This is a genomic window from Pseudomonas plecoglossicida NBRC 103162 = DSM 15088, from assembly GCF_000730665.1.
In the GTDB taxonomy this organism is placed as follows: Bacteria; Pseudomonadota; Gammaproteobacteria; order Pseudomonadales; family Pseudomonadaceae; genus Aquipseudomonas; species Aquipseudomonas plecoglossicida.
In genome coordinates this window covers 1-19,056 of record NZ_BBIV01000015.1, presented here as the reverse complement: position 1 = coordinate 19,056, position 19,056 = coordinate 1, and the positions used below count along the sequence as shown (strand labels likewise).

The 19,056-nt window shown below is 62.8% G+C and carries 14 protein-coding genes and 1 pseudogene; 6 read left to right on the top strand and 9 right to left on the bottom strand.

Annotation, left to right across the window (positions count from 1 at the left end; all coding sequences use genetic code 11):
• The first annotated feature begins 58 nt into the window (after positions 1 to 58).
• Positions 59 to 760 (top strand): 4'-phosphopantetheinyl transferase family protein, encoded by a 702-nt coding sequence (locus tag PPL01S_RS11210; RefSeq protein WP_016391627.1) that lies wholly within the window; start codon positions 59 to 61, stop codon positions 758 to 760.
• A gap of 3 nt (positions 761 to 763) precedes the next feature.
• Here PPL01S_RS11210 and PPL01S_RS11205 read toward each other — a convergent pair whose 3' ends face one another.
• On the bottom strand, positions 764 to 2,371 hold the full coding sequence (locus tag PPL01S_RS11205; RefSeq protein WP_028625998.1) for an ATP-binding protein: 1,608 nt from the start codon (positions 2,369 to 2,371) through the stop codon (positions 764 to 766).
• The gene (locus tag PPL01S_RS11200; protein ID WP_016391629.1) at positions 2,368 to 3,066 is read right to left on the bottom strand and encodes a response regulator; all 699 of its coding nucleotides are present in this window, start codon (positions 3,064 to 3,066) and stop codon (positions 2,368 to 2,370) included. Before PPL01S_RS11200 ends, PPL01S_RS11205 begins: the two co-directional genes overlap by 4 nt.
• Before the next feature lie 765 nt (positions 3,067 to 3,831).
• On the opposite strand from PPL01S_RS11200, the gene PPL01S_RS11195 reads away from it, so the two are divergent.
• The 3 genes from PPL01S_RS11195 (at position 3,832) to PPL01S_RS11190 (ending at position 8,738) form a co-directional block, all read left to right on the top strand.
• Entirely contained in the window at positions 3,832 to 6,711 is a 2,880-nt protein-coding gene (locus PPL01S_RS11195) for a ribonucleoside-diphosphate reductase subunit alpha (RefSeq protein ID WP_016391630.1), read from the top strand.
• A gap of 140 nt (positions 6,712 to 6,851) precedes the next feature.
• Positions 6,852 to 6,983, top strand: coding sequence for a hypothetical protein (locus PPL01S_RS25645; protein WP_016391631.1), 132 nt, complete (start codon positions 6,852 to 6,854; stop codon positions 6,981 to 6,983).
• A gap of 504 nt (positions 6,984 to 7,487) precedes the next feature.
• A complete protein-coding gene (locus PPL01S_RS11190) occupies positions 7,488 to 8,738 on the top strand; it encodes a ribonucleotide-diphosphate reductase subunit beta (protein ID WP_016391632.1) in 1,251 nt (416 codons plus the stop codon).
• Positions 8,739 to 8,922: 184 nt separating this feature from the next.
• Here PPL01S_RS11190 and PPL01S_RS11185 read toward each other — a convergent pair.
• A pseudogene (locus PPL01S_RS11185) lies at positions 8,923 to 9,211 on the bottom strand (type II toxin-antitoxin system RelE family toxin).
• Complete coding sequence (locus tag PPL01S_RS11180) at positions 9,201 to 9,440, bottom strand: type II toxin-antitoxin system RelB/DinJ family antitoxin (protein ID WP_016391634.1); 240 nt, start codon at positions 9,438 to 9,440, stop codon at positions 9,201 to 9,203. The pseudogene PPL01S_RS11185 and the gene PPL01S_RS11180 overlap by 11 nt, the downstream one beginning before the upstream one ends.
• A gap of 257 nt (positions 9,441 to 9,697) precedes the next feature.
• Between PPL01S_RS11180 and PPL01S_RS11175 the strand changes: the two genes are divergently transcribed.
• Both PPL01S_RS11175 and PPL01S_RS11170 read left to right on the top strand, forming a co-directional pair.
• Positions 9,698 to 11,128, top strand: coding sequence for an L-lactate permease (locus PPL01S_RS11175; protein WP_028625999.1), 1,431 nt, complete (start codon positions 9,698 to 9,700; stop codon positions 11,126 to 11,128).
• A gap of 17 nt (positions 11,129 to 11,145) precedes the next feature.
• A complete protein-coding gene (locus tag PPL01S_RS11170) occupies positions 11,146 to 12,570 on the top strand; it encodes an aminotransferase-like domain-containing protein (protein ID WP_028626000.1) in 1,425 nt (474 codons plus the stop codon).
• Here PPL01S_RS11170 and PPL01S_RS11165 read toward each other — a convergent pair whose 3' ends face one another.
• The 5 genes from PPL01S_RS11165 to PPL01S_RS11145 all read right to left on the bottom strand — a co-directional run bounded on the left by PPL01S_RS11165 (position 12,571) and on the right by PPL01S_RS11145 (position 18,830).
• Positions 12,571 to 13,470, bottom strand: coding sequence for a LysR family transcriptional regulator (locus PPL01S_RS11165; RefSeq protein WP_016391637.1), 900 nt, complete (start codon positions 13,468 to 13,470; stop codon positions 12,571 to 12,573).
• Positions 13,471 to 13,632: 162 nt separating this feature from the next.
• Positions 13,633 to 15,660 (bottom strand): pyridoxamine 5'-phosphate oxidase family protein, encoded by a 2,028-nt coding sequence (locus PPL01S_RS11160; protein ID WP_016391638.1) that lies wholly within the window; start codon positions 15,658 to 15,660, stop codon positions 13,633 to 13,635.
• 27 nt (positions 15,661 to 15,687) lie between these two features.
• Positions 15,688 to 16,311 carry a glutathione S-transferase family protein gene (locus PPL01S_RS11155; protein ID WP_016391639.1) on the bottom strand — a complete coding sequence of 208 codons (624 nt, stop codon included), beginning with the start codon at positions 16,309 to 16,311 and terminating at the stop codon, positions 15,688 to 15,690.
• Positions 16,312 to 16,453: 142 nt separating this feature from the next.
• Positions 16,454 to 17,008 carry a UPF0149 family protein gene (locus tag PPL01S_RS11150; protein WP_016391640.1) on the bottom strand — a complete coding sequence of 185 codons (555 nt, stop codon included), beginning with the start codon at positions 17,006 to 17,008 and terminating at the stop codon, positions 16,454 to 16,456.
• A gap of 178 nt (positions 17,009 to 17,186) precedes the next feature.
• Positions 17,187 to 18,830 carry an acetolactate synthase large subunit gene (locus tag PPL01S_RS11145; RefSeq protein WP_028626001.1) on the bottom strand — a complete coding sequence of 548 codons (1,644 nt, stop codon included), beginning with the start codon at positions 18,828 to 18,830 and terminating at the stop codon, positions 17,187 to 17,189.
• Positions 18,831 to 19,056: the final 226 nt, after the last annotated feature.

The window sequence follows — 19,056 nt, the reverse complement described above, 5'->3', positions numbered from 1 at the left end:
TGGGCTGCGCAGCAGCCCCTTCTCCCACACAGGCGCCTCGGCTGGCACAATACCCGCCATGAACACACTGCCTTCTTGCTGCGCCCCGCTTCAGTACCACTGGCCCCTGCCCCGCTCTCTTCCTGGCGCGGTACTGGTCAGTTGTGCCTTCGACCCTGCGCTGCTGGCCGCCGACGATTTCCAGCGCGCCGGCATCGTGCCCAGCGCCAGCCTGCAACGCTCCGTGGCCAAGCGCCAGGCGGAATACGTGGCCGGTCGCGTTTGCGCACGCGCCGCCTTGCTGCGCCTGGATGGCCGCGACCATGTGCCCGGCAGCCACGAAGATCGCTCGCCGATCTGGCCTGCGGGCATTCATGGTTCGATCACCCACGGCAAGGGCTGGGCGGCGGCTGTGGTGGCCACTGCGGGTGCCTGTCGAGGGATCGGCCTGGATCAGGAAGCGCTGCTCGACGACGAGCGCGCTGAACGGTTGATGGGCGAAATACTCACACCGACCGAGCTCGAGCGCCTGGACCGCAGCCAGCCTGGCCTGGCGGTTACCCTGACGTTCTCGCTCAAGGAAAGCCTGTTCAAGACCCTCTACCCCTTGACCCGTCAACGCTTCTACTTCGAGCACGCCGAAGTGCTGGAATGGTCCACCAAGGGTTCGGCCCGCCTGCGGCTGCTTACCGACCTGTCGTCCGATTGGCGGCACGGCATCGAGATCGAAGGGCAATTCTGCCTGCAAGACGGCCATTTGCTCAGCCTGATCAGCGTCTGAACGTTACTGCGGCGCCTGCACTCGCGGCCAGTTGAGGCTAAAGCAAGCCCCTCCCAGCGCTTCGCTGCGCCCGACCGTGGCGCGGCCAGCATGCCAATGAATGATCCGTCGCACGATCGACAGGCCCAGGCCATGCCCGCCGGAAGCTCGCGTGCGGCTGTCGTCAAGCCGAGTGAAGGGGGTGAAGATACGGTCCCAGAAGCCTTCAGGAATGCCCGGCCCATCGTCTTCCACATCGATACGGCAGCGCTGCTGGCCCAACTGGTAGCTCAGGCGTACTTCGCAAGCGGCATAGCGCAAGGCATTGCCGACCAGGTTCTGCAGGGCGCGATGCAGGTAGCGCAGTTCGGCCTCGACCCAGGCACCGTCAGCGTCATGCAGCTCGCACACGCCGCGCACCAGCCTGACGTTGCTGTTCAGCGGCGCCAGCTCCTCGATCACCCTGTCGAGCAGGGCTTCCAGATCCACCCGCTGGAACTTCAACGCCGGTGCGCCCTGCTCGAGGCGCGCATAGGTGAGCATCTCGTCGACCAGCTTGTCGAGGTCCTGGATGTCGCCATCCATGCCCGCCAGATGCTTGGCACGCGCCTGCTCGGTCGGGGCACTCTCGATCATTTCCAGGCCGAAGCGCAGGCGCGCCACTGGCGTGCGCAATTCGTGGGACACCGCCCGCACCAGCTCGCGCTGCATGTTCAGCGAGCGCTGCAGGTGCTCGGCCATGCCATTGAAGGCTGCGGCCAGGCGCCCTACCGAATCGGCATCGCCAGCCGGCACGCGGGTCTCCAGGCTGCCCTGGGCGATTCGCGTGGCGGCCATTTCCAGCCCCGACACCCGTCGTTCCAGCTGGCGTACCAGCAAGTAGACCACCAGGCCGATCAGGCACAGGCCGAGGAAGGTGATGAGCACCAGCAACTGTGGCGGATAGGGGTTGAGCTGGTACAGCGGACCGATTTCCAGCACCCAGGGCGAGCCCGGCAGGCCGGCGAACACGCGAACCGAATCGCCATCCTTGCCCAGCGCCATGACCGTGTCGCCCTCCTCGACGCGCCGCCGCTGGTCATCGTCCAGGCCAACCCGCTCCAGGCGCTGCAGGGCGACACCAAAACCGAAGCCCTTGCTCTGTTTCAAGTCCGCCAGGCGCTGCTGCTGCTCGGTGACCGGGTAGCGCACCAATTCATCGGCCAGCAGATAGAGGGTGGCCCGGGCCAGTTGCTCGCTGACCTGGTTGACTTCAGCCACCAGCAGCAGGTCTTCCTGGCCGACCTTGCGTAGTACCTGCGCGGCATGTGGACCGGTTTTCTCTACCACCACCAGGCCACGATAAAGGCGCGCGCGCTGGCCCCCTTCAAGGGTGCGCGTCGACATCGGCTGCAGGTCCAGCGGCACGCCCAGCAGGCGTTCCCACATCAGCAGCGAGCGCTTGCGTTCGGTTTCGTTCTGTTGCGCCAGGTTGTCGGCCATCAGGCTGAACGTGCCCTGGGCCAAGCGCTCGCGGTGCTGGGCGGCGCGCACTTCGTTGACCAGGTGCAGGCTGAGCACGCCAAGCAAGGCGACCAGCACCAGCACGGCCAGCATTCCGCCATAGATCCGCAGGAAGATCGAGTTGTTCATGGCGAGTCGCCAACGAACAGGTAGCCCTTGCTGCGCAGGGTCTTGATCAGCCGAGGATGAATCGGATCGTCGCCGATCTTCGGGCGGATCTTGGAGATACGCACGTCGATGGAACGGTCCTGGCCGTCATAGCCCACACCGCGCAGGGCAGTGAAGATCTGTTCGCGCGTCAGTACCCGCCCGGCGTTGCTGGCCAACAGCCAGAGCAGGTCGAATTCGGCGCCGGTCAGGTCTATCAGCTGCTCGCCCAGCCAGGCTTCACGCGAGCGCTGGTCGATGCGCAGTTTGCCGAAGGCGAGGTCCTGGAGCTTGCCCTGGGCCGGCTCGCTGCGCCTGAGCAGTGCCTGGATCCGCGCCAGCAACAGGCGTGGCCGTACCGGCTTGCAGACATAGTCGTCGGCGCCCAGGTCCAGGCCCTGCACTTGGTCGAGTTCGTCACTGCGCGCGGTGAGCATGAGGATCGGGCCCGGGTATTGGCTACGCACCCGGCGGCAGATGCTCAGGCCATCCTCGCCGGGCAACATCAGGTCAAGGATCACCAGGTCGGGCTGGCTGTCGACGATGCGTCGTGCGGCACGGGCACCATCGCTTTCCACCGCGACATCGAAGCCATTGGCCTGCAAATATTCGGCGGTAAGCTCGGCGAGGCGCTGGTCGTCCTCGACGATCAGGATGCGGTTTACGGGTTGGTCCATGGCCTTGCCTTCGATTGTTGTTCTTTGTTCTGCCTGCTCCGGCTTCATCGCCGGCAAGCCGGCTCCCACAGATTTAGCGCAGGCACTCTCTGTGGGAGCCGGCTTGCCGGCGATGAGGCCGCAACGGTTACCCTTTAACCAAAAGGCAACATCTGCCGCGGATACTACGTCGCGCACCAGGCACTGCCAACCTCAGCCAGAATGCCCCTCGACCGAGCCGTTTTTTGTGCTAGGGTTCGCCCCCGAAAATTTCCCCCCGGGGCAGCAAGACGCAGAAAAATAGTGCAAACCTCTTGGTACAAGGCCTACAGCGAATACCCACGATTCACACACAAAGTACGCACACGTTATCCACAGGCGCTCGCCTTGCAAAGACCCCAAGACCGCATTATCTTGTATCCCCAATGCAGCAAACCACTAGATATTGGGTTTGAGCCAAAATCTCAAACACAACTCGGTACGGAAATTCAAGCGCTTTTTCCTGCTGAACTTAGCGTGGTTTCACCAGCCAAACCGCTCCAGCGGAAGATTGGAGAACAACAGCTTTCGGGCCTGCTTGCCAGCAGTGCCCCATAGCCTTTGACTTCGGCCAGGGAGCGGCAAGCTTATTGCCCCCATTTCCTGAGTCTGTCCCGAAGTCGGTACGCCCGAGCGGTCGGATGCGCGCGCATGCCGCATCCCCACCCGGGTCATCGAGCAAGTGGACGGAACGGTGGGCGCCCAAAAGGCGCCTGAACAATATAGAAACTGTGGAGACACCCACCCATGCAAACCGACACAACTCGCGAGAACCCGCAGGCCAAGGTGCCGCAGGCCGCCGATTCCAACCAGGATCTGGCTGCCACCGCTCCGGGCCAACTGCGCGTGATCAAGCGTAACGGCACTGTCGTCCCCTACACCGACGACAAGATCACCGTGGCCATCACCAAGGCGTTCCTCGCAGTTGAAGGCGGCACCGCCGCTGCCTCGTCGCGCATCCACGACACCGTCGCACGCCTGACCGAGCAGGTCACCGCCACGTTCAAGCGTCGCATGCCATCGGGTGGCACCATCCACATCGAAGAAATCCAGGACCAGGTCGAACTGGCCCTGATGCGTGCCGGCGAGCAGAAGGTCGCCCGCGACTACGTGATCTACCGCGACCAGCGTGCGAAAGAGCGCGCCACCCGCGCCAACACCGACGCCGTGGTCGAGCCGCACCCGAGCATCCGCATCACCCTGGCCGACGGCAGCCTGGCGCCGCTGGACATGGCGCGCCTGAACACCATCATCAGCGAAGCCTGCGAAGGCCTGGCCGAAGTCGATGGCGACCTGATCCAGCGCGAAACCCTGAAGAACCTGTACGACGGCGTGGCCATCAAGGACGTCAACACCGCCCTGGTGATGACCGCCCGTACCCTGGTCGAGCGTGAGCCGAACTACTCGTTCGTCACCGCCCGCCTGCTGATGGATACCCTGCGCGCCGAAGGCCTGGGCTTCCTCAACGTAGCCGACAGCGCCACCCACCACGAGATGGCCGACCTGTACGCCAAGGCCTTGCCGGCCTACGTCGCCAAAGGTATCGAGTTCGAACTGCTGAACCCTGCTCTGGCCGACTTCGACCTGGAAAAACTGGGCAAGGCGATCAACCACGAGCGCGACCAGCAGTTCACCTACCTGGGCCTGCAGACCCTCTACGACCGCTACTTCATCCACAAGGATGGCGTGCGCTTCGAACTGCCGCAGGTATTCTTCATGCGTGTGGCCATGGGCCTGGCGCTGGAAGAGAAAGACAAGGAAGCCCGCGCGATCGAGTTCTACAACCTGTTGTCGTCCTTCGACTACATGGCCTCGACCCCGACCCTGTTCAACGCCGGCACCCTGCGTCCGCAGCTGTCGAGCTGCTACCTGACCACCGTGCCGGACGACCTGTCGGGCATCTACCACGCGATCCACGACAACGCCATGCTGTCGAAATTCGCTGGTGGCCTGGGCAACGACTGGACCCCTGTGCGTGCACTGGGCTCCTACATCAAGGGCACCAACGGCAAGTCCCAGGGCGTCGTACCGTTCCTGAAAGTGGTCAACGACACCGCCGTGGCGGTCAACCAGGGCGGCAAGCGCAAGGGGGCGGTCTGCGCCTACCTGGAAACCTGGCACCTGGACATCGAAGAGTTCATCGAGCTGCGCAAGAACACCGGTGACGATCGTCGTCGTACCCACGACATGAACACTGCCAACTGGATCCCTGACCTGTTCATGAAGCGCGTCTTCGATGACGGCAAGTGGACCCTGTTCTCGCCATCGGAAGTGCCAGACCTGCACGACCTGACCGGCAAGGCCTTCGAAGAGCGCTACGAGTACTACGAAGCCCTGACCGAGTACAACAAGATCAAGGTGTTCAAGACCATCCAGGCCAAAGACCTGTGGCGCAAGATGCTGTCGATGCTGTTCGAGACCGGCCACCCATGGCTGACCTTCAAGGACCCGTGCAACCTGCGTTCGCCGCAGCAGCACGTGGGCGTGGTCCACAGCTCGAACCTGTGCACCGAGATCACCTTGAACACCAACAAGGACGAGATCGCTGTCTGCAACCTGGGCTCGATCAACCTGCCGAACCACATCGTTGACGGCAAGCTGGACACCGCCAAGCTGCAACGCACCGTGAACACCGCCGTGCGCATGCTCGACAACGTGATCGACATCAACTACTACTCGGTGCCGCAAGCGCGCAACTCGAACTTCAAGCACCGCCCGGTCGGCCTGGGCATCATGGGCTTCCAGGACGCGCTGTACCTGCAGCACATCCCGTACGGCTCCGATGCCGCCGTGGCGTTCGCCGACAAGTCGATGGAAGCGGTCAGCTACTTCGCCATCCAGGCTTCCTGCGACCTGGCCGACGAGCGCGGTGCCTACGAGACCTTCCAGGGTTCGCTGTGGTCCAAGGGCATCCTGCCGCTGGATTCGCAACAGATCCTGATCGAGGCCCGTGGCCAGAAGTACATCGACGTCAACCTGGAAGAGACCCTGGACTGGGCGCCGGTCCGTGCCCGCGTACAGAAAGGCATTCGTAACTCGAACATCATGGCCATCGCGCCGACCGCGACCATCGCCAACATCACCGGCGTGTCGCAGTCCATCGAGCCGACCTACCAGAACCTGTACGTGAAATCGAACCTGTCGGGCGAGTTCACCGTGATCAACCCGTACCTGGTCCGCGACCTGAAGGCCCGCGGCCTGTGGGACTCGGTCATGATCAACGACCTGAAGTACTACGACGGTTCGGTGCAGCAGATCGAGCGTATCCCGCAAGAGCTGAAGGACCTGTACGCCACCGCGTTCGAAGTCGAGACCAAGTGGATCGTCGACGCAGCAAGCCGTCGCCAGAAGTGGATCGACCAGGCCCAGTCGCTGAACCTGTACATCGCCGGCGCTTCGGGCAAGAAGCTGGACGTGACCTACCGCATGGCCTGGTACCGTGGTCTGAAGACCACCTACTACCTCCGTGCCCTGGCCGCGACCAGCACCGAGAAGTCGACCATCAACACCGGCAAGCTCAACGCCGTGTCCAGCGGTGGCGACAGCGCCCCGGCCCAGGCCGCCGGCCCGGCCCCGGTACCGAAGGCTTGCGCCATCGACGAGCCGGATTGCGAAGCCTGCCAGTAAGGCACTGATGCCGCAAAGGGGTGCCCTCGGGTACCCCTTTTGCGGCATTTTTGTATCCGCGCCACTGAGAAGCCCTGCCCTTTGTCCACCGCTCGCACGGCTTGGTACACAGACAGGACCTCTCAACAAGGACCTAGCCCATGGCACGGAAAAAAGTGATCACTCGCAAGATTGGCCGCAATGCGCAAACCGGCCGCTTCACGTCGGTGGAAGAAGCCCGCAAGCATCCCAAGACCCATGTGGTCGAGACGCTGCGCAAGCGATGCGGTTAGTGGCCGCCTGAACGGGCCTGATCGCCGGCAAGCCGGCCCCCACAGGTATGCTGCACAACGCGGTCTCTGTGGGAGCCGGCTTGCCGGCGATGAGGCCCGCTCAGGCAACACAGCGCCTAACGGCCAAACCCACCAAAACACCACATGATGTGCCTGAAAATTTAAACTGGCACAACATATAGGTTGACGCTACACTCTCCCCCCATGCAAGACGACCCGAGCCAACTGAACGGAAGCGTACAGAACCGGTCGAAATATTACCTTCGCCCGCAGGACTCCCGCCCCCGATCGATAGCGAATTCCGGTATACTTCGCCCCCTCTGAAAAGGGCACACCATTCAAGTCCCTGGCCCCTCCCCCGAGGCCTGGCCAGGCACGAATCCAGATGTAACGAGAGTCAGCCTCTCGAGCTGTCCATTCGCCGTAACGGCCTTGCGTCAGGCATCACATTCTTAAAATCCAACCGGTTGCCCCAGGGCAACCCTCAAGCAGGAGCCAATCACCATGCTGAGCTGGGACGAATTCGACAAGGAAGACGGTGAAGTCGCCGCCAAAGGCGCCACCCCTGCACAGGCCAACGCCGCTGCAACCCTGGACAAACTGGACAGCGCCGGCGGTGCCGCCGCCCTGGAAGCCCGTGCTGCCACCGCTTCCGATTCCGAAGCCGTGAAACGTGCCAAGGCCGCCCTCGACGCCCTCGACATCGCCGAAGGCCTGGCCGAGCTGGAAGGCTCCTCGGCCCGCGTCGCGGTCGATGAGAAGCGCATGATCAACTGCCGCGCCGACCTCAACCAGCTGGTACCGTTCAAGTACGACTGGGCCTGGCAGAAGTACCTCGACGGCTGCGCCAACCACTGGATGCCGCAAGAGGTCAACATGACCGCCGACATCGCCTTGTGGAAGAGCCAGGACGGCCTGACCGAAGACGAACGCCGCATCGTCATGCGCAACCTCGGCTTCTTCTCCACCGCCGACTCGCTGGTCGCCAACAACCTGGCCCTGGCCGTGTACCGCCTGATCACCAACCCGGAGTGCCGCCAGTACATCCTGCGCCAGGCCTTCGAAGAAGCGATCCACACCCACGCCTACCAGTACTGCATCGAGTCGCTGGGCATGGATGAAGGCGAGATCTTCAACATGTACCACGAGATCCCGTCGGTCGCGAAGAAAGCCGCCTGGGGCCTGAAGTACACCCGCGCGATCTCCGACCCGGAATTCAACACCGGCACCGTCGAGACCGACAAAGAGCTGCTGCGCAACCTGATCGCCTACTACTGCGTTCTGGAAGGCATCTTCTTCTACTGCGGCTTCACCCAGATCCTGTCCATGGGCCGCCGCAACAAGATGACCGGCGTTGCCGAGCAGTTCCAGTACATCCTGCGTGACGAGTCGATGCACCTGAACTTCGGTATCGACGTGATCAACCAGATCAAGATCGAGAACCCGCACCTGTGGGATGCGGCGATGAAGGAAGAAGCGACCCAGATGATCCTGCAAGGGACCCAGCTGGAGATCGAATACGCGCGCGACACCATGCCTCGCGGCGTGCTGGGCATGAACGCGGCGATGATGGAGGACTACCTCAAGTTCATCGCCAACCGTCGCCTGACCCAGATTGGTCTGAAGGAAGAGTACCCGGGCACTACCAACCCGTTCCCGTGGATGAGCGAGATCATGGACTTGAAGAAGGAGAAGAACTTCTTCGAGACGCGGGTGATCGAGTATCAGACGGGTGGGGCGTTGAGCTGGGATTGATTGTCCGGGCTTATCATCGAAAAGGCTGCCGATTGGCAGCCTTTTTTATGGTTCTTCACGGATTACCGGGAAAGTCATTCTTGATCTTCATGAAGCAGGATTCAGCCGGCTCCCACAGGGGTCGAACAAGGCCTTGGGATTTTGAGCAGGATTGTTGCTTTCCCAGGAAATGCGCCATGCATGTTCAGTCCAGGCGCTCTGCCGCCTTGCGGTAAACCTGATCGCGTTCGCGACGATCAACAGCCACGACGAATACGACGATCTCTTTGTCGATTACTTGGTAAACCAAACGGTAGCCGCTGCTTCGCAGCTTGATCTTGTAGCAGTCTGGCAAAGCATGAAGTCTGTTTGCCTCGACACGGGGATTGAGCAGGATCTCAGCCAGCTTTTTCTTGAACTGCTGGCGGACGGTATCCCCCAGCTTTTTCCATTCTTTACAGTGCGCGCGAATCGAACTCGAGACTATAGGTCATCCAGTTTTACCTTCACGCGTTGCGGGGCGGCCAGGCGCTCGCTCACCGTTGCGATCAGGTCTTCATCTTCCTCGCTCATCAACACCGGTCGGAAAGGCAGCTTGCCCCGTTCAGCCACGTATTGCAGCGCTTGGCGCATGAGTTCGGATGGAGTCACCCCCAGACGCTCCAACTCCTGGTAGGCGCGAGCCTTCAGTTCATCGTCGACGCGGACATTGATGGATGCCATGGCCTGATCCTCCAAGGTAAAGACATTCGTCATTACACTACCATTGGCAGGAACAGCGCAAGCGCATCTCGTCATTTCACTGGGTGCAGGGGCTGCTTTGCAGCCCATCGCGGGCAAGCCCGCTCCTACAGGTTCGGCATCGACCTCAGGACGGAGGTGCGGCTGTATTGAAAATCACCCAGCTGCTGTATCTGTTTCGGCAGGTGACCAACCTTCACCCTTCATCTCACCTTTGAATGGCTGAAGGATCCCGCATCATGGCTGCCCTGCTCCTGCAAATCTCTCCCTTAGGCCTGGTGATCACCCTGATCCTCCTGCTGCGCCGCCCTCCCGTGCAGGCGGCACTCGCCGGGGTGGCCGGCGTTCTGCTGCTGTGGGGCCTGGGTGCTGCTCAGCCGCTGTCGGGCGCAGTGTCGGCGGCGATCGTGCAGGACACGCTGATCCTTTTCCTCAACACCGGCAGCGTCATTGCAGCGGGCCTGGCCTTTGCCATTCTGGTCGAGCGCGCCCGCGCGCCGCAGGCGATCGGGGCGTGGGTGCGGGAGCTGGGGTGGACGCCGCCGATGCAGGTGATCTTCATCGTGCTGGGCCTGGCGCCGATGCTGGAGGCGATGACCGGGTTCGGGGTGTCGCTGATTGCTACCGTGCCGTTGCTGATGGGGCTGTTTTCGCGCCAGCAGGGCATGAAGATGGCGTTGGCAGGGATGGTGGTGATGCCTTGGGGCACCCTTGGGCTGGCCACGGTGATCGGCGCGCTTCTGACCCATGTGCCTGCGCAGGAGCTGGGCAGCCATTCGGCGCTGATCAGTGCCCCCGTGTTTCTCTGCCTCGCTTGCGTGGCGCTGGCCGTGGCGGGGGTTCGCAGCATTCAGGCGTGGTTGGGGCTGGCGCTGACCTCGCTGCTGTTCAGCGCGGTGCTGTATGTGGTCAACCGCTGGATCGGACCGGAAGCTTCCGGCGTGCTGGCGGGGCTGGCGGTGGCCTGCGTGGGGCTGGGAGTTTCCTGGGCGCGGCGCGGGGCACTGGTGCGCTGGCCGCGGGCAGCGTGGCCGTACCTTGCGCTGCTGGTGGTGATCGTTGCATCGCGGGGGCTGTTTCTGCTGACGGGCTGGGATGGGCTGTGGGTGGTACAAGGGCTGAGTGTGTCATGGAAGCCGCTGGCGTCGCCGGGGCTGGCATTGCTGCTGGTGGTGCTGATGATGACAGCACGCCAGGGCACAGGTTTTGCGTGGCGATCGCTGTTCGTCCGTGCGCGGTTTCCGTTGGCCACAGTGTTCCTGTTCCTGCTGCTGTCCCAAGTGATGGTCAAGGCGGGCTTCCTGGTCGAGGCGCAGCGGGCATTGCAGGCGCTGTCCGGCGTATCGCTGGCAGCGACGGTTTCACTGCTGGCTGGGTTGGCCGGCTATGTCACCAGCTCCAATGTCGGCGGCGCCACGCTGGTCATGCCCTCCATTGCCGCATTGTCCGGTACCCACGGCCCTTGGCTGGCCGCCATCGCCAACAGTGCAGCAGGGCATGGGGCGTTGGGCTCGTTGTCGATCCTGTCGCTGGTCAGCGGGCTGGCCGGGGCCAACCGTGAGGAAGAACACGGGCTGATCCGCTTTGGCTTTGCCCTGGTGCTGCTCAACATCACTATCGTGGCTGCAACCGGGGTGATTTTGCTCTACCTTTCGGGAGCCTCCGCCTGACTCGACACAAGGCCCTCATGGATCTGAACCCTAAACCCGACAAACGCTGGCAAACCGTCTATGCCTGGCTGCTGCGCCAGATCGACAGCGGTGAGTGGCCCAATGGCACGCAACTGCCCTCGGTGCGCGAGCTGGCGAGGCTGTTCGACAGCAGCATCGCCACCGTGCAGCGGGGCCTGGCGGAGCTCGAGGCCAACGCCTATGTTCAGGCCACACCACGTGTAGGCTATTTCGTGGCCAACGGTGCGTCCCAGGTGCAGGGCTTCGACCTGGCCAGCGTCAGTGTCAACGTCGACCATGCGGTGGTCGCCATGCTCGCCCAGGCGGCCAGCACCACCCAGCTGTCGTTGAGTTCGGCCGTGCTGCATGACGAGCTCGCGCCCCAGGTGCTGCTGAGCAAGTGCCTGGCGACACTGGCCAGCAAGGCCGATCAGCCGTTGGCCGGGCTGATTGCCCCGCCCGGCCTGGCCTCGTTGCGCCGGCGTATCGCCGGGCTGATGCTGCAACGCGGCGTGGCATGCAGCCCGGACGATATCCTAGTGACCTCCGGCGACACCGTAGCCCTGGAGCTGGCCCTGGAAGCCGTTGCACGCCCTGGTGCCACGGTGGCCATCGAGACGCCCACCTACTACGGCATCCTGCAAACCATCGAGCGCCTGGGAATGCGTGCCCTGCCCATCCGTACCCAGGCCGGCAGCGGTATCGACCTCGAGCACCTGGAATGGGCCCTCAGGCAGAAAAAGGTCGATGTGATCTTCCTCAACCCGACGTTGCAGAACCCGCAGGGCTTCATCATGCCCGACGCAGCACGCGCTCGGCTTGTGCGCCTGGCTGTGGCGGCAGATGTGCCAATCATCGAGGACGATATCTTCTTCGACCTGCTGGATGAGGCGCAGCGACCCAAAGCGATCAAGCATTACGACACGAGCGGGCAAACGATCTACTGCTCGTCGTTTTCCAAGACCGTGGCGCCGGGTTACCGGGTGGGTTGGTGTCTGGCCGGCCGCCATCGGGACGCGATCCTGGCGCAGATGTATTCACGCAACCTGGCGGTGTCGAGCCTGGCGCAACGGGTGCTGGATGAGTTCATCGGCCGTGGGTATATGGAAGAGCACTGCGCGAAACTGCGCGGACGGCTGGCGGCGCAGACCGAGGCGCTGGATACGCTGGTGCACTCGGCATTTCCGGCGGGAACACGATATGTAGCGCCCCAGGGAGGCTTCATTCACTGGCTCGCGTTGCCCGAGGGGACGGACATGGCTGCGCTGCAGCGACTTGCGGGTGAGCGCGGGTGCAATGTTGGCGCCAGTGGGATGTTCTTTGCCGATGGCGAAAGTGGCACGGGATTGCGTGTGTGCCTTGGACGGCTGATCACGCCAGAAGTGATGCGGGGGCTGAACGTGCTGGCCGAGTGCGCACAGCTGGCTCAGCGAAGCACGTGATCAGTCCAGGTGCGCCTGCCTGCGCAAATGCTCTGCCAGCATGTCGACGAACGCACGTACCTTGGCCGAGCCGTACTTGCTTTCCCGGTGCAACACATGAATTGGCCAAGGGGCTTCTTCATACTCGGCAAGGATCACTTCAAGTTGCCCGCTGGCAATCTCGTCGACTACCTGGTACGACAACAACCGAGCGATTCCCAGCCCGCCTACTGCCGCAGCGATGGCGCCATCGTTGCTGGTCACGGTAAGCCTTGGCTGCATGCGCACCGTCGTCGGCTGGTCGGTCACGCCGAAGCGCCAGCCGGCACGGGGCGAGAGGTTGGTGGTGGCAATCACCGCATGCTCGGGCAAATCCGAGGGGTGCTGCGGCACGCCATGGCGTGCCAGGTACTGCGGGGAGGCGCAGAGCATGCGCCGCACCTTGCCCACGCGCAGGGCCTTGAGGCCGGAATCAGGTAGCGGGCCAATGCGTACGGCCACATCCATGCCCTCTTCCACCATGTTGACGATGCGGTCGAGGAAGTAGGCCGATACGTCCACCTCGGGGTACTGCTGCAGGTAGCGCACGATGCAGGGCATGACGAACTTCTTGCCGAACAGGATTGGCGCGGTCACCGCCAGCTCGCCCTTGGGCGTGGCGTTGATGCCGGCGGCGGCTTCGTTGGCCTCGTTGATGCTGGCGAGGATGTGTCTGGCGTCTTCCAGATAGCGGCTGCCGGCCTCGGTCACGCGCACGCTGCGGGTGGTGCGCAGCAGCAGCTTGACCCCAAGCTGATCTTCGAGGGCGCTGACTGCGCGGGTGACAGCGGCGGGCGATATGTCCAGGCGGCGGGCGGCGGCGGCGAAGCTTTCCAGCTCGCCGACGGCGACGAAGACCTTCATCAGGTGGATCTGGTCCATGCCGGCTCCTGGGCATCGGGGGTGGTGGGATTATCGGTTATCTGGGGGCTTTGTGCTGCCTGCACGGGCCTCATCGCCGGCAAGCCGGCTCCCACAAGGACCGCATCGAACTCACTTTTTGTGGGAGCCGGCTTGCCGGCGATGAGGCCCGTGCAGACAACGTCAGAGCTCCAGCACCAGCGCCTGGGCGCCCTCCTCCACCTTGGCAGGCACCGCGCAGCAAATCAGCACACTGCCGCTTTCCGGCAGCTCGGCAGGCGGGTTGGGGTAATGCACTTGCCCGCTCGCCAGCTTGGTCTTGCAGGTGCCGCATGACCCTCCCCGGCAACTGAAATCCGGCGACAGCCCGCGCGCTTCGGCGAGCTCCAGCAAAGTGCCACTGCCTGGCGTCCAGCGTGCCTCCTTGGCCGAACTGGCAAAGTACACCGGCACCGGCTCATCGGCTGCAGGCGGTTGCTGCAATACCGGTTGATTGTCGTCGGTATGGCGCCTGAGGGTCGAGGGCCCGAAGGCTTCGGCGTGGATACAAGCATCCGGCACGTGCACCGCACGCAAGCCCTCATACAGGTCCTGGGTAAAACTGGAAGGGCCACACAAGTAGAAATCGTAATCGCCCAGCGGCAGTGCTGCCTTGACCTGTTCGATCGCCAGGCGACCGGCATGCTCGTAGTCACGCCCGGATATCGCTTCGCCCTCCGGCTGGCTCAAGGCGCGGTGCACACTCAACAGGGTACCAGCCTGCTGCCGCAACTCGGCGACCTCTCGCTGGAACGGCAGCTCGGCGAGGTTGCGTGCGCCCTGGAACAGATAGATACGTCGACCCTGCCGCCTGGCCAGCTGTTCACGCAGCATGGAGACAAGCGGCGTCATGCCCACGCCCGCTCCAATCAGCACCAAGGGTCTGTCGCTGTCGCTATCCAGGGTGAAGCTGCCCATGGGCAGGCGTACCTGCAGCAGGTCACCGAGACCGACTTGCTCATGCAGGTAACGTGATGCCGGGCCCTGTACCTTGACGCTGATACGCAAGTGGCCATCGGAGGGCGCGCTGGACAAGCTGTAGGTGCGGATCTGTGGTGTATTGCCCCCCACGGGGATACACACCGGGATATGTTGGCCCGGCGCGAAGGTCACCGATGCGTCGGCAGCAAAATAGAACGAACGGATATCGCGGCTTTCCTGCTCCACCCGTAGCACTCGCCACGTCAACCATTGGCGCTGCCGCTCGCGCTGCTGCAGGCGTTGCTCGGCTTCGTCCCAGGTGCCGGTCATCAGACTGGTGGGCGCGTATGCCTCGAACGCCCAACGCAAGCTGAGGGCGGCGCGGCGCAGCACGACCTGTTCGACCGCAAGCGTCCACAGCCGCTCGGCACCTTCGAAGGCCTTGATCGTTGGGCTATCGAGGATGACCTCGGTGCGCCCGGTCAGTTGCAGCACGTTGCCGTTGCTGAAATCGACGAACAACAGCCCCGCTTGCGGGTTTTCCAACAGGTTGCCCAAGGTGTTGAAGTGCAGGTTGCCGGCATAGTCAGGGATGGTCAGGCGGTTGCCTTCGACCTTTATGAAACCCGCGCGACCACCCCGGTGGGATACGTCCACCGAGCGATGGCCGTCGGGGTGGTCTATGTAACTGGCGACGAAGAAGGTGTCGGCGTTCTCGATCATTGCAATCGCCTGGTCATCCAGTACGGCTGAGTCCTGCCGCCCTTGCGCCGGCTCATCGACGCGGCGATAGGTACGCAGCTGGATGTACTGCGGGCAGTTGCCGAATGACTGCTCCACCACCACCGCAAGCGCTCCGCTGACAGTCGGATGAATCAAGCCGTTCATACGGTTGCGCCGGCGGGTGTGCAACTCGATACCAAGCAGGCCGATGGCCTCGCCTGCAGCCAGCCCCGGGGTTGCAGGGTCATCGCTGGCAAGCTGGGTATCGATCAGCAACTGCCGTGGGTCAGGCGAGCTTATGAAGCCTTCTGGGCCTTCGAGCAGCGTCGCCCACGGTCTGCCTGATGAATCCACGGCGCCGGCGATGATGAACGGCAGTTGATGATAGAAGGTTCGGTGCTGGTCGGGCATGTGGTCAAGAATGACCTTCTGCCCGAACGCCTCCATGCGCTGTGCCACTCCCACCTGCTCCTGCAGGCGTTTCTCACCGGCGTGCCAGGGTGAGCGATGGTCAGGGGATTGCGACATGGCGGCATTCCTCGCGTCGTCCGTAACTCACTCGGTGGTTTGCAGGCCCACGACCGTGCGCGGCATGGCGACGAAACCGGGCAGCGCTTCGACCCGAGCCAGCCAGGCACGTACATGTGGGTACGGCTCGAGCGAAACGTTGCCCTCTGGGGCGTGGGCGATATACGAGTAGTTGGCGACATCGGCGATTGTCGCTTCGTTGCCCACGAGGAACGGCGTCCTGGCCAGTTCGGCATCCATGACCTTGAGCAGGGTGTGGGCGCGGCCAATCACTTCATCGGTGTTGAACGCGGCACCGAATACCGTGACCAGGCGTGCGGCGGCAGGGCCGAAGGCAAGCGGCCCTGCGGCGACCGACAGCCAGCGTTGCACACGGGCGGCGCCGATAGGGTCATGAGGCAGCCAGCGGCCCTGCTTGTCATAGGTGCTGGCAAGGTACACCAGGATGGCGTTGGAATCGGCGATGACGGTGCCGTTGTCATCGATCACCGGCACCTGGCCGAAAGGGTTGAGCGCGAGGAACTCCGGCTGCTTGTGGGCGCCCTTGGCCAGGTCGACGAAGACAAGCTCGGTAGGCAGCTTCAGCAGCGACAGCATCAGCTCGATGCGGTGGGCGTGGCCGGATTTGGGGAAGTTGTAGAGTTTGATCACGGTCTGGGCTCCAGGTCGGCACCGGTGCGGTGCGGCTGGAGCACATGCTGCGCCGAATCGTCTGACTGTAGAATCAGTGCTGTGGGGAAACCATAATTTCGCTTGGCGAAATAATCACGGGCCACCGCACCGACCTTTCACCTCAATTGCGTTGCTGACGCTGGTACCGATAGAGCCCCTTCGCGGCCTCGACCACCTGCGGTACGCAAGCCTGCAGCTCACTGAAGCTCATGGCATCGAGCACTTCGAAATTGTCTTCCAGGCCATGCAGCGAGATGGCCCTGAGCAATGCATCCTGCTCTGCTGGCAGCTCGTCCCAAGCGGCGACCTGGGTACCACGCATGTAACCGAAGCACCACTCTTCCATGATGATCGCCGGACCTTCCTCGGCTTCGCTTGCTTCGAACATCGGCTCGAAGCCTTCGAGGTTTTCCGCCAATTGCTCCGCCACCTGGTGTGCGTAGCGCAGCATCAGCGCCGTGTAGGCTTCTTCATGGGCGGGTTTCTTGAATTTCGGCACCTTGCCACCTGCAACTGTCGGCAGCCACTGCTCGGGGATGACCTGGGTCGGAGAACTGGCCAAGGCAGTGAAGAAACCATTGAGTTCGGCCAGGTTGAGCACCGAATAGTCGTTGCCGTAGGTAATCAGCAGGTCTTCGAGGCGGTCGAGTTCTTTTTCGCTGAGCGAAGGGAGCATGCGGGGTGTCCTGAGGTGGAGATTTGCCTGCACCCTAGCACATGGGGATCGGTGGGGAGGGATTGTCTTGCGCACAAATGCAATCGCCGGCGAGCTGGCTCCCACATGTACCCCACTGTATTCAGAACCAGTGGTTTCCCTGTGGGTGCCGGCTCGCCGGCGATAGGGCCTTCAGCTATCAGACCGCCAGCGCGCGCTCACGCAACTCGCTGTTGAGGATACGGTCGTTCTCGCTGTAGTCCACCGGGCAGTCGATCACATGCACGCCCGGGGTCTTGATGCAGTGCTCGAGCAACGGCAGCAAACCTTCGGCGCTTTCCGCGCGGTGGCCATTGGCACCGTAGGCTTCGGCATATTTGACGAAGTCAGGGTTGCCGTAGTCCAGGCCGAAATCGGTGAAGCCCATATTGGCCTGCTTCCAGCGGATCATGCCGTAGCCATCGTCACGCAGGATCACCACGGTGATGTGCATGTTCAGGCGTACCGCGGTTTCCAGCTCCTGGCTGTTCATCATGAAGCCACCGTCGCCACATACCGAGATGACCGGACGATCCGGGTACACCAGGTGCGCAGCCATTGCCGAAGGCAGGCCGGCGCCCATGGTCGCCAGGGCGTTGTCGAGCAGCACGGTGTTGGGCTTGTGCGCCTTGTAGTTGCGGGCGAACCAGATCTTGTAGATGCCGTTGTCCAGGGCCACGATGCCTTCGGATGGCAGGGCACGGCGCACGTCGGCGACCAGGCGCTGCGGGTAGACCGGGAAGCGGTCGTCGTCCTTGCCTTCGGCGATCTGCGCTTCGTTGGCTTCGCGGATGGCCATCAGACGAGTGAAGTCCCAGTGCGAGGTGTCACCCAGGCCTTCACCGATCTGCCAGACCGCGTTGGCGATGTCGCCGATCACTTCGATCTGCGGGAAGTACACGGCATCGACTTCGGCGGAACGGAAGTTGATGTGGATGACTTCGGTGCCGCCACGGACCATGAAGAATGGCGGCTTCTCGATCACGTCGTGGCCGATGTTGACGATCAGGTCGGCAGCCTCGACGGCACGGTGGACGAAGTCACCGGAGGACAGGGCAGCGTTGCCCAGGAAACGCGGGCTGCGCTCATCGACCACGCCCTTGCCGAGCTGAGTGGTGACGAACGGGATACCGGTCTGGTCGATCAGCTGCTTGAGGACCTTGGCGGTCATCTTGCGGTTGGCACCAGCACCGATCACCAGGATCGGGCTGCGGGCGTTGCGCAGCTTCTCGATGGCAGCTTCGATGGCGACATGCTCGGCCAGCGGACGACGGTGCAGGCTCGGTGGAATCGGCATGGCGTCGGTCTGTTCGGCGGCGATGTCTTCCGGCAGCTCCAGGTGCACCGCGCCCGGCTTCTCTTCTTCGGCCAGACGGAAAGCTTCACGCATACGCGACGGGATGTTGTCGGCCGAGGCGAACTGATGGGTGTACTTGGTGATGGGGTCCATCATGCCGCACACATCAATGATCTGGAAGCGGCCCTGCTTGGACTTCTTGATCGGCTTCTGGCCGGTGATCATCATCATTGGCATGCCGCCCAGGTAGGCGTATGCACTGGCGGTTACCAGGTTGGTCGCACCAGGGCCGAGGGTCGACAGGCTGACGCCGGTCTTGCCGGTCAGGCGGCCGTAGGTCGCAGCCATGAAGCCAGCGGACTGCTCATGACGGGTCAGAACCAGCTTGATCTTCGACTTGCGCAGGGATTCCAGCAGGTCGAGGTTCTCCTCGCCGGGAATGCCGAATACATACTCGACACCTTCGTTTTCCAGGCATTGCACAACGACATCGGCGGCCTTGGCCATCTTGCTTCTTACCTCAGTTGTATAGGACGGTGGAGGTCCAGAAATGCGCAGCACGGTACGCTGGCATCGCTCTGTCCGGGCGCGAGGATGCCCCGAACCTAAGCCTTGACGCAGGTCAGGCAGGGAAAAGTCACGTAAACGAACAGGATTGATTGTCGCACTGATGAGCGCGCTTGGAGAGGTAGCAGGCGGACAAATATGGTGGCTTGCGGATGTAAGGTGCAAG

Bases quoted from the DNA above. Each gene is read 5' to 3' on its own strand.
- PPL01S_RS11210 (WP_016391627.1), top strand. From the start codon at position 59: ATGAACACACTGCCTTCTTGCTGCGCCCCGCTTCAGTACCACTGGCCC.
- PPL01S_RS11205 (WP_028625998.1), bottom strand. From the start codon at position 2,371: ATGAACAACTCGATCTTCCTGCGGATCTATGGCGGAATGCTGGCCGTG.
- PPL01S_RS11200 (WP_016391629.1), bottom strand. From the start codon at position 3,066: ATGGACCAACCCGTAAACCGCATCCTGATCGTCGAGGACGACCAGCGC.
- PPL01S_RS11195 (WP_016391630.1), top strand. From the start codon at position 3,832: ATGCAAACCGACACAACTCGCGAGAACCCGCAGGCCAAGGTGCCGCAG.
- PPL01S_RS25645 (WP_016391631.1), top strand. From the start codon at position 6,852: ATGGCACGGAAAAAAGTGATCACTCGCAAGATTGGCCGCAATGCGCAA.
- PPL01S_RS11190 (WP_016391632.1), top strand. From the start codon at position 7,488: ATGCTGAGCTGGGACGAATTCGACAAGGAAGACGGTGAAGTCGCCGCC.
- PPL01S_RS11180 (WP_016391634.1), bottom strand. From the start codon at position 9,440: ATGGCATCCATCAATGTCCGCGTCGACGATGAACTGAAGGCTCGCGCC.
- PPL01S_RS11175 (WP_028625999.1), top strand. From the start codon at position 9,698: ATGGCTGCCCTGCTCCTGCAAATCTCTCCCTTAGGCCTGGTGATCACC.
- PPL01S_RS11170 (WP_028626000.1), top strand. From the start codon at position 11,146: ATGGATCTGAACCCTAAACCCGACAAACGCTGGCAAACCGTCTATGCC.
- PPL01S_RS11165 (WP_016391637.1), bottom strand. From the start codon at position 13,470: ATGGACCAGATCCACCTGATGAAGGTCTTCGTCGCCGTCGGCGAGCTG.
- PPL01S_RS11160 (WP_016391638.1), bottom strand. From the start codon at position 15,660: ATGTCGCAATCCCCTGACCATCGCTCACCCTGGCACGCCGGTGAGAAA.
- PPL01S_RS11150 (WP_016391640.1), bottom strand. From the start codon at position 17,008: ATGCTCCCTTCGCTCAGCGAAAAAGAACTCGACCGCCTCGAAGACCTG.
- PPL01S_RS11145 (WP_028626001.1), bottom strand. From the start codon at position 18,830: ATGGCCAAGGCCGCCGATGTCGTTGTGCAATGCCTGGAAAACGAAGGT.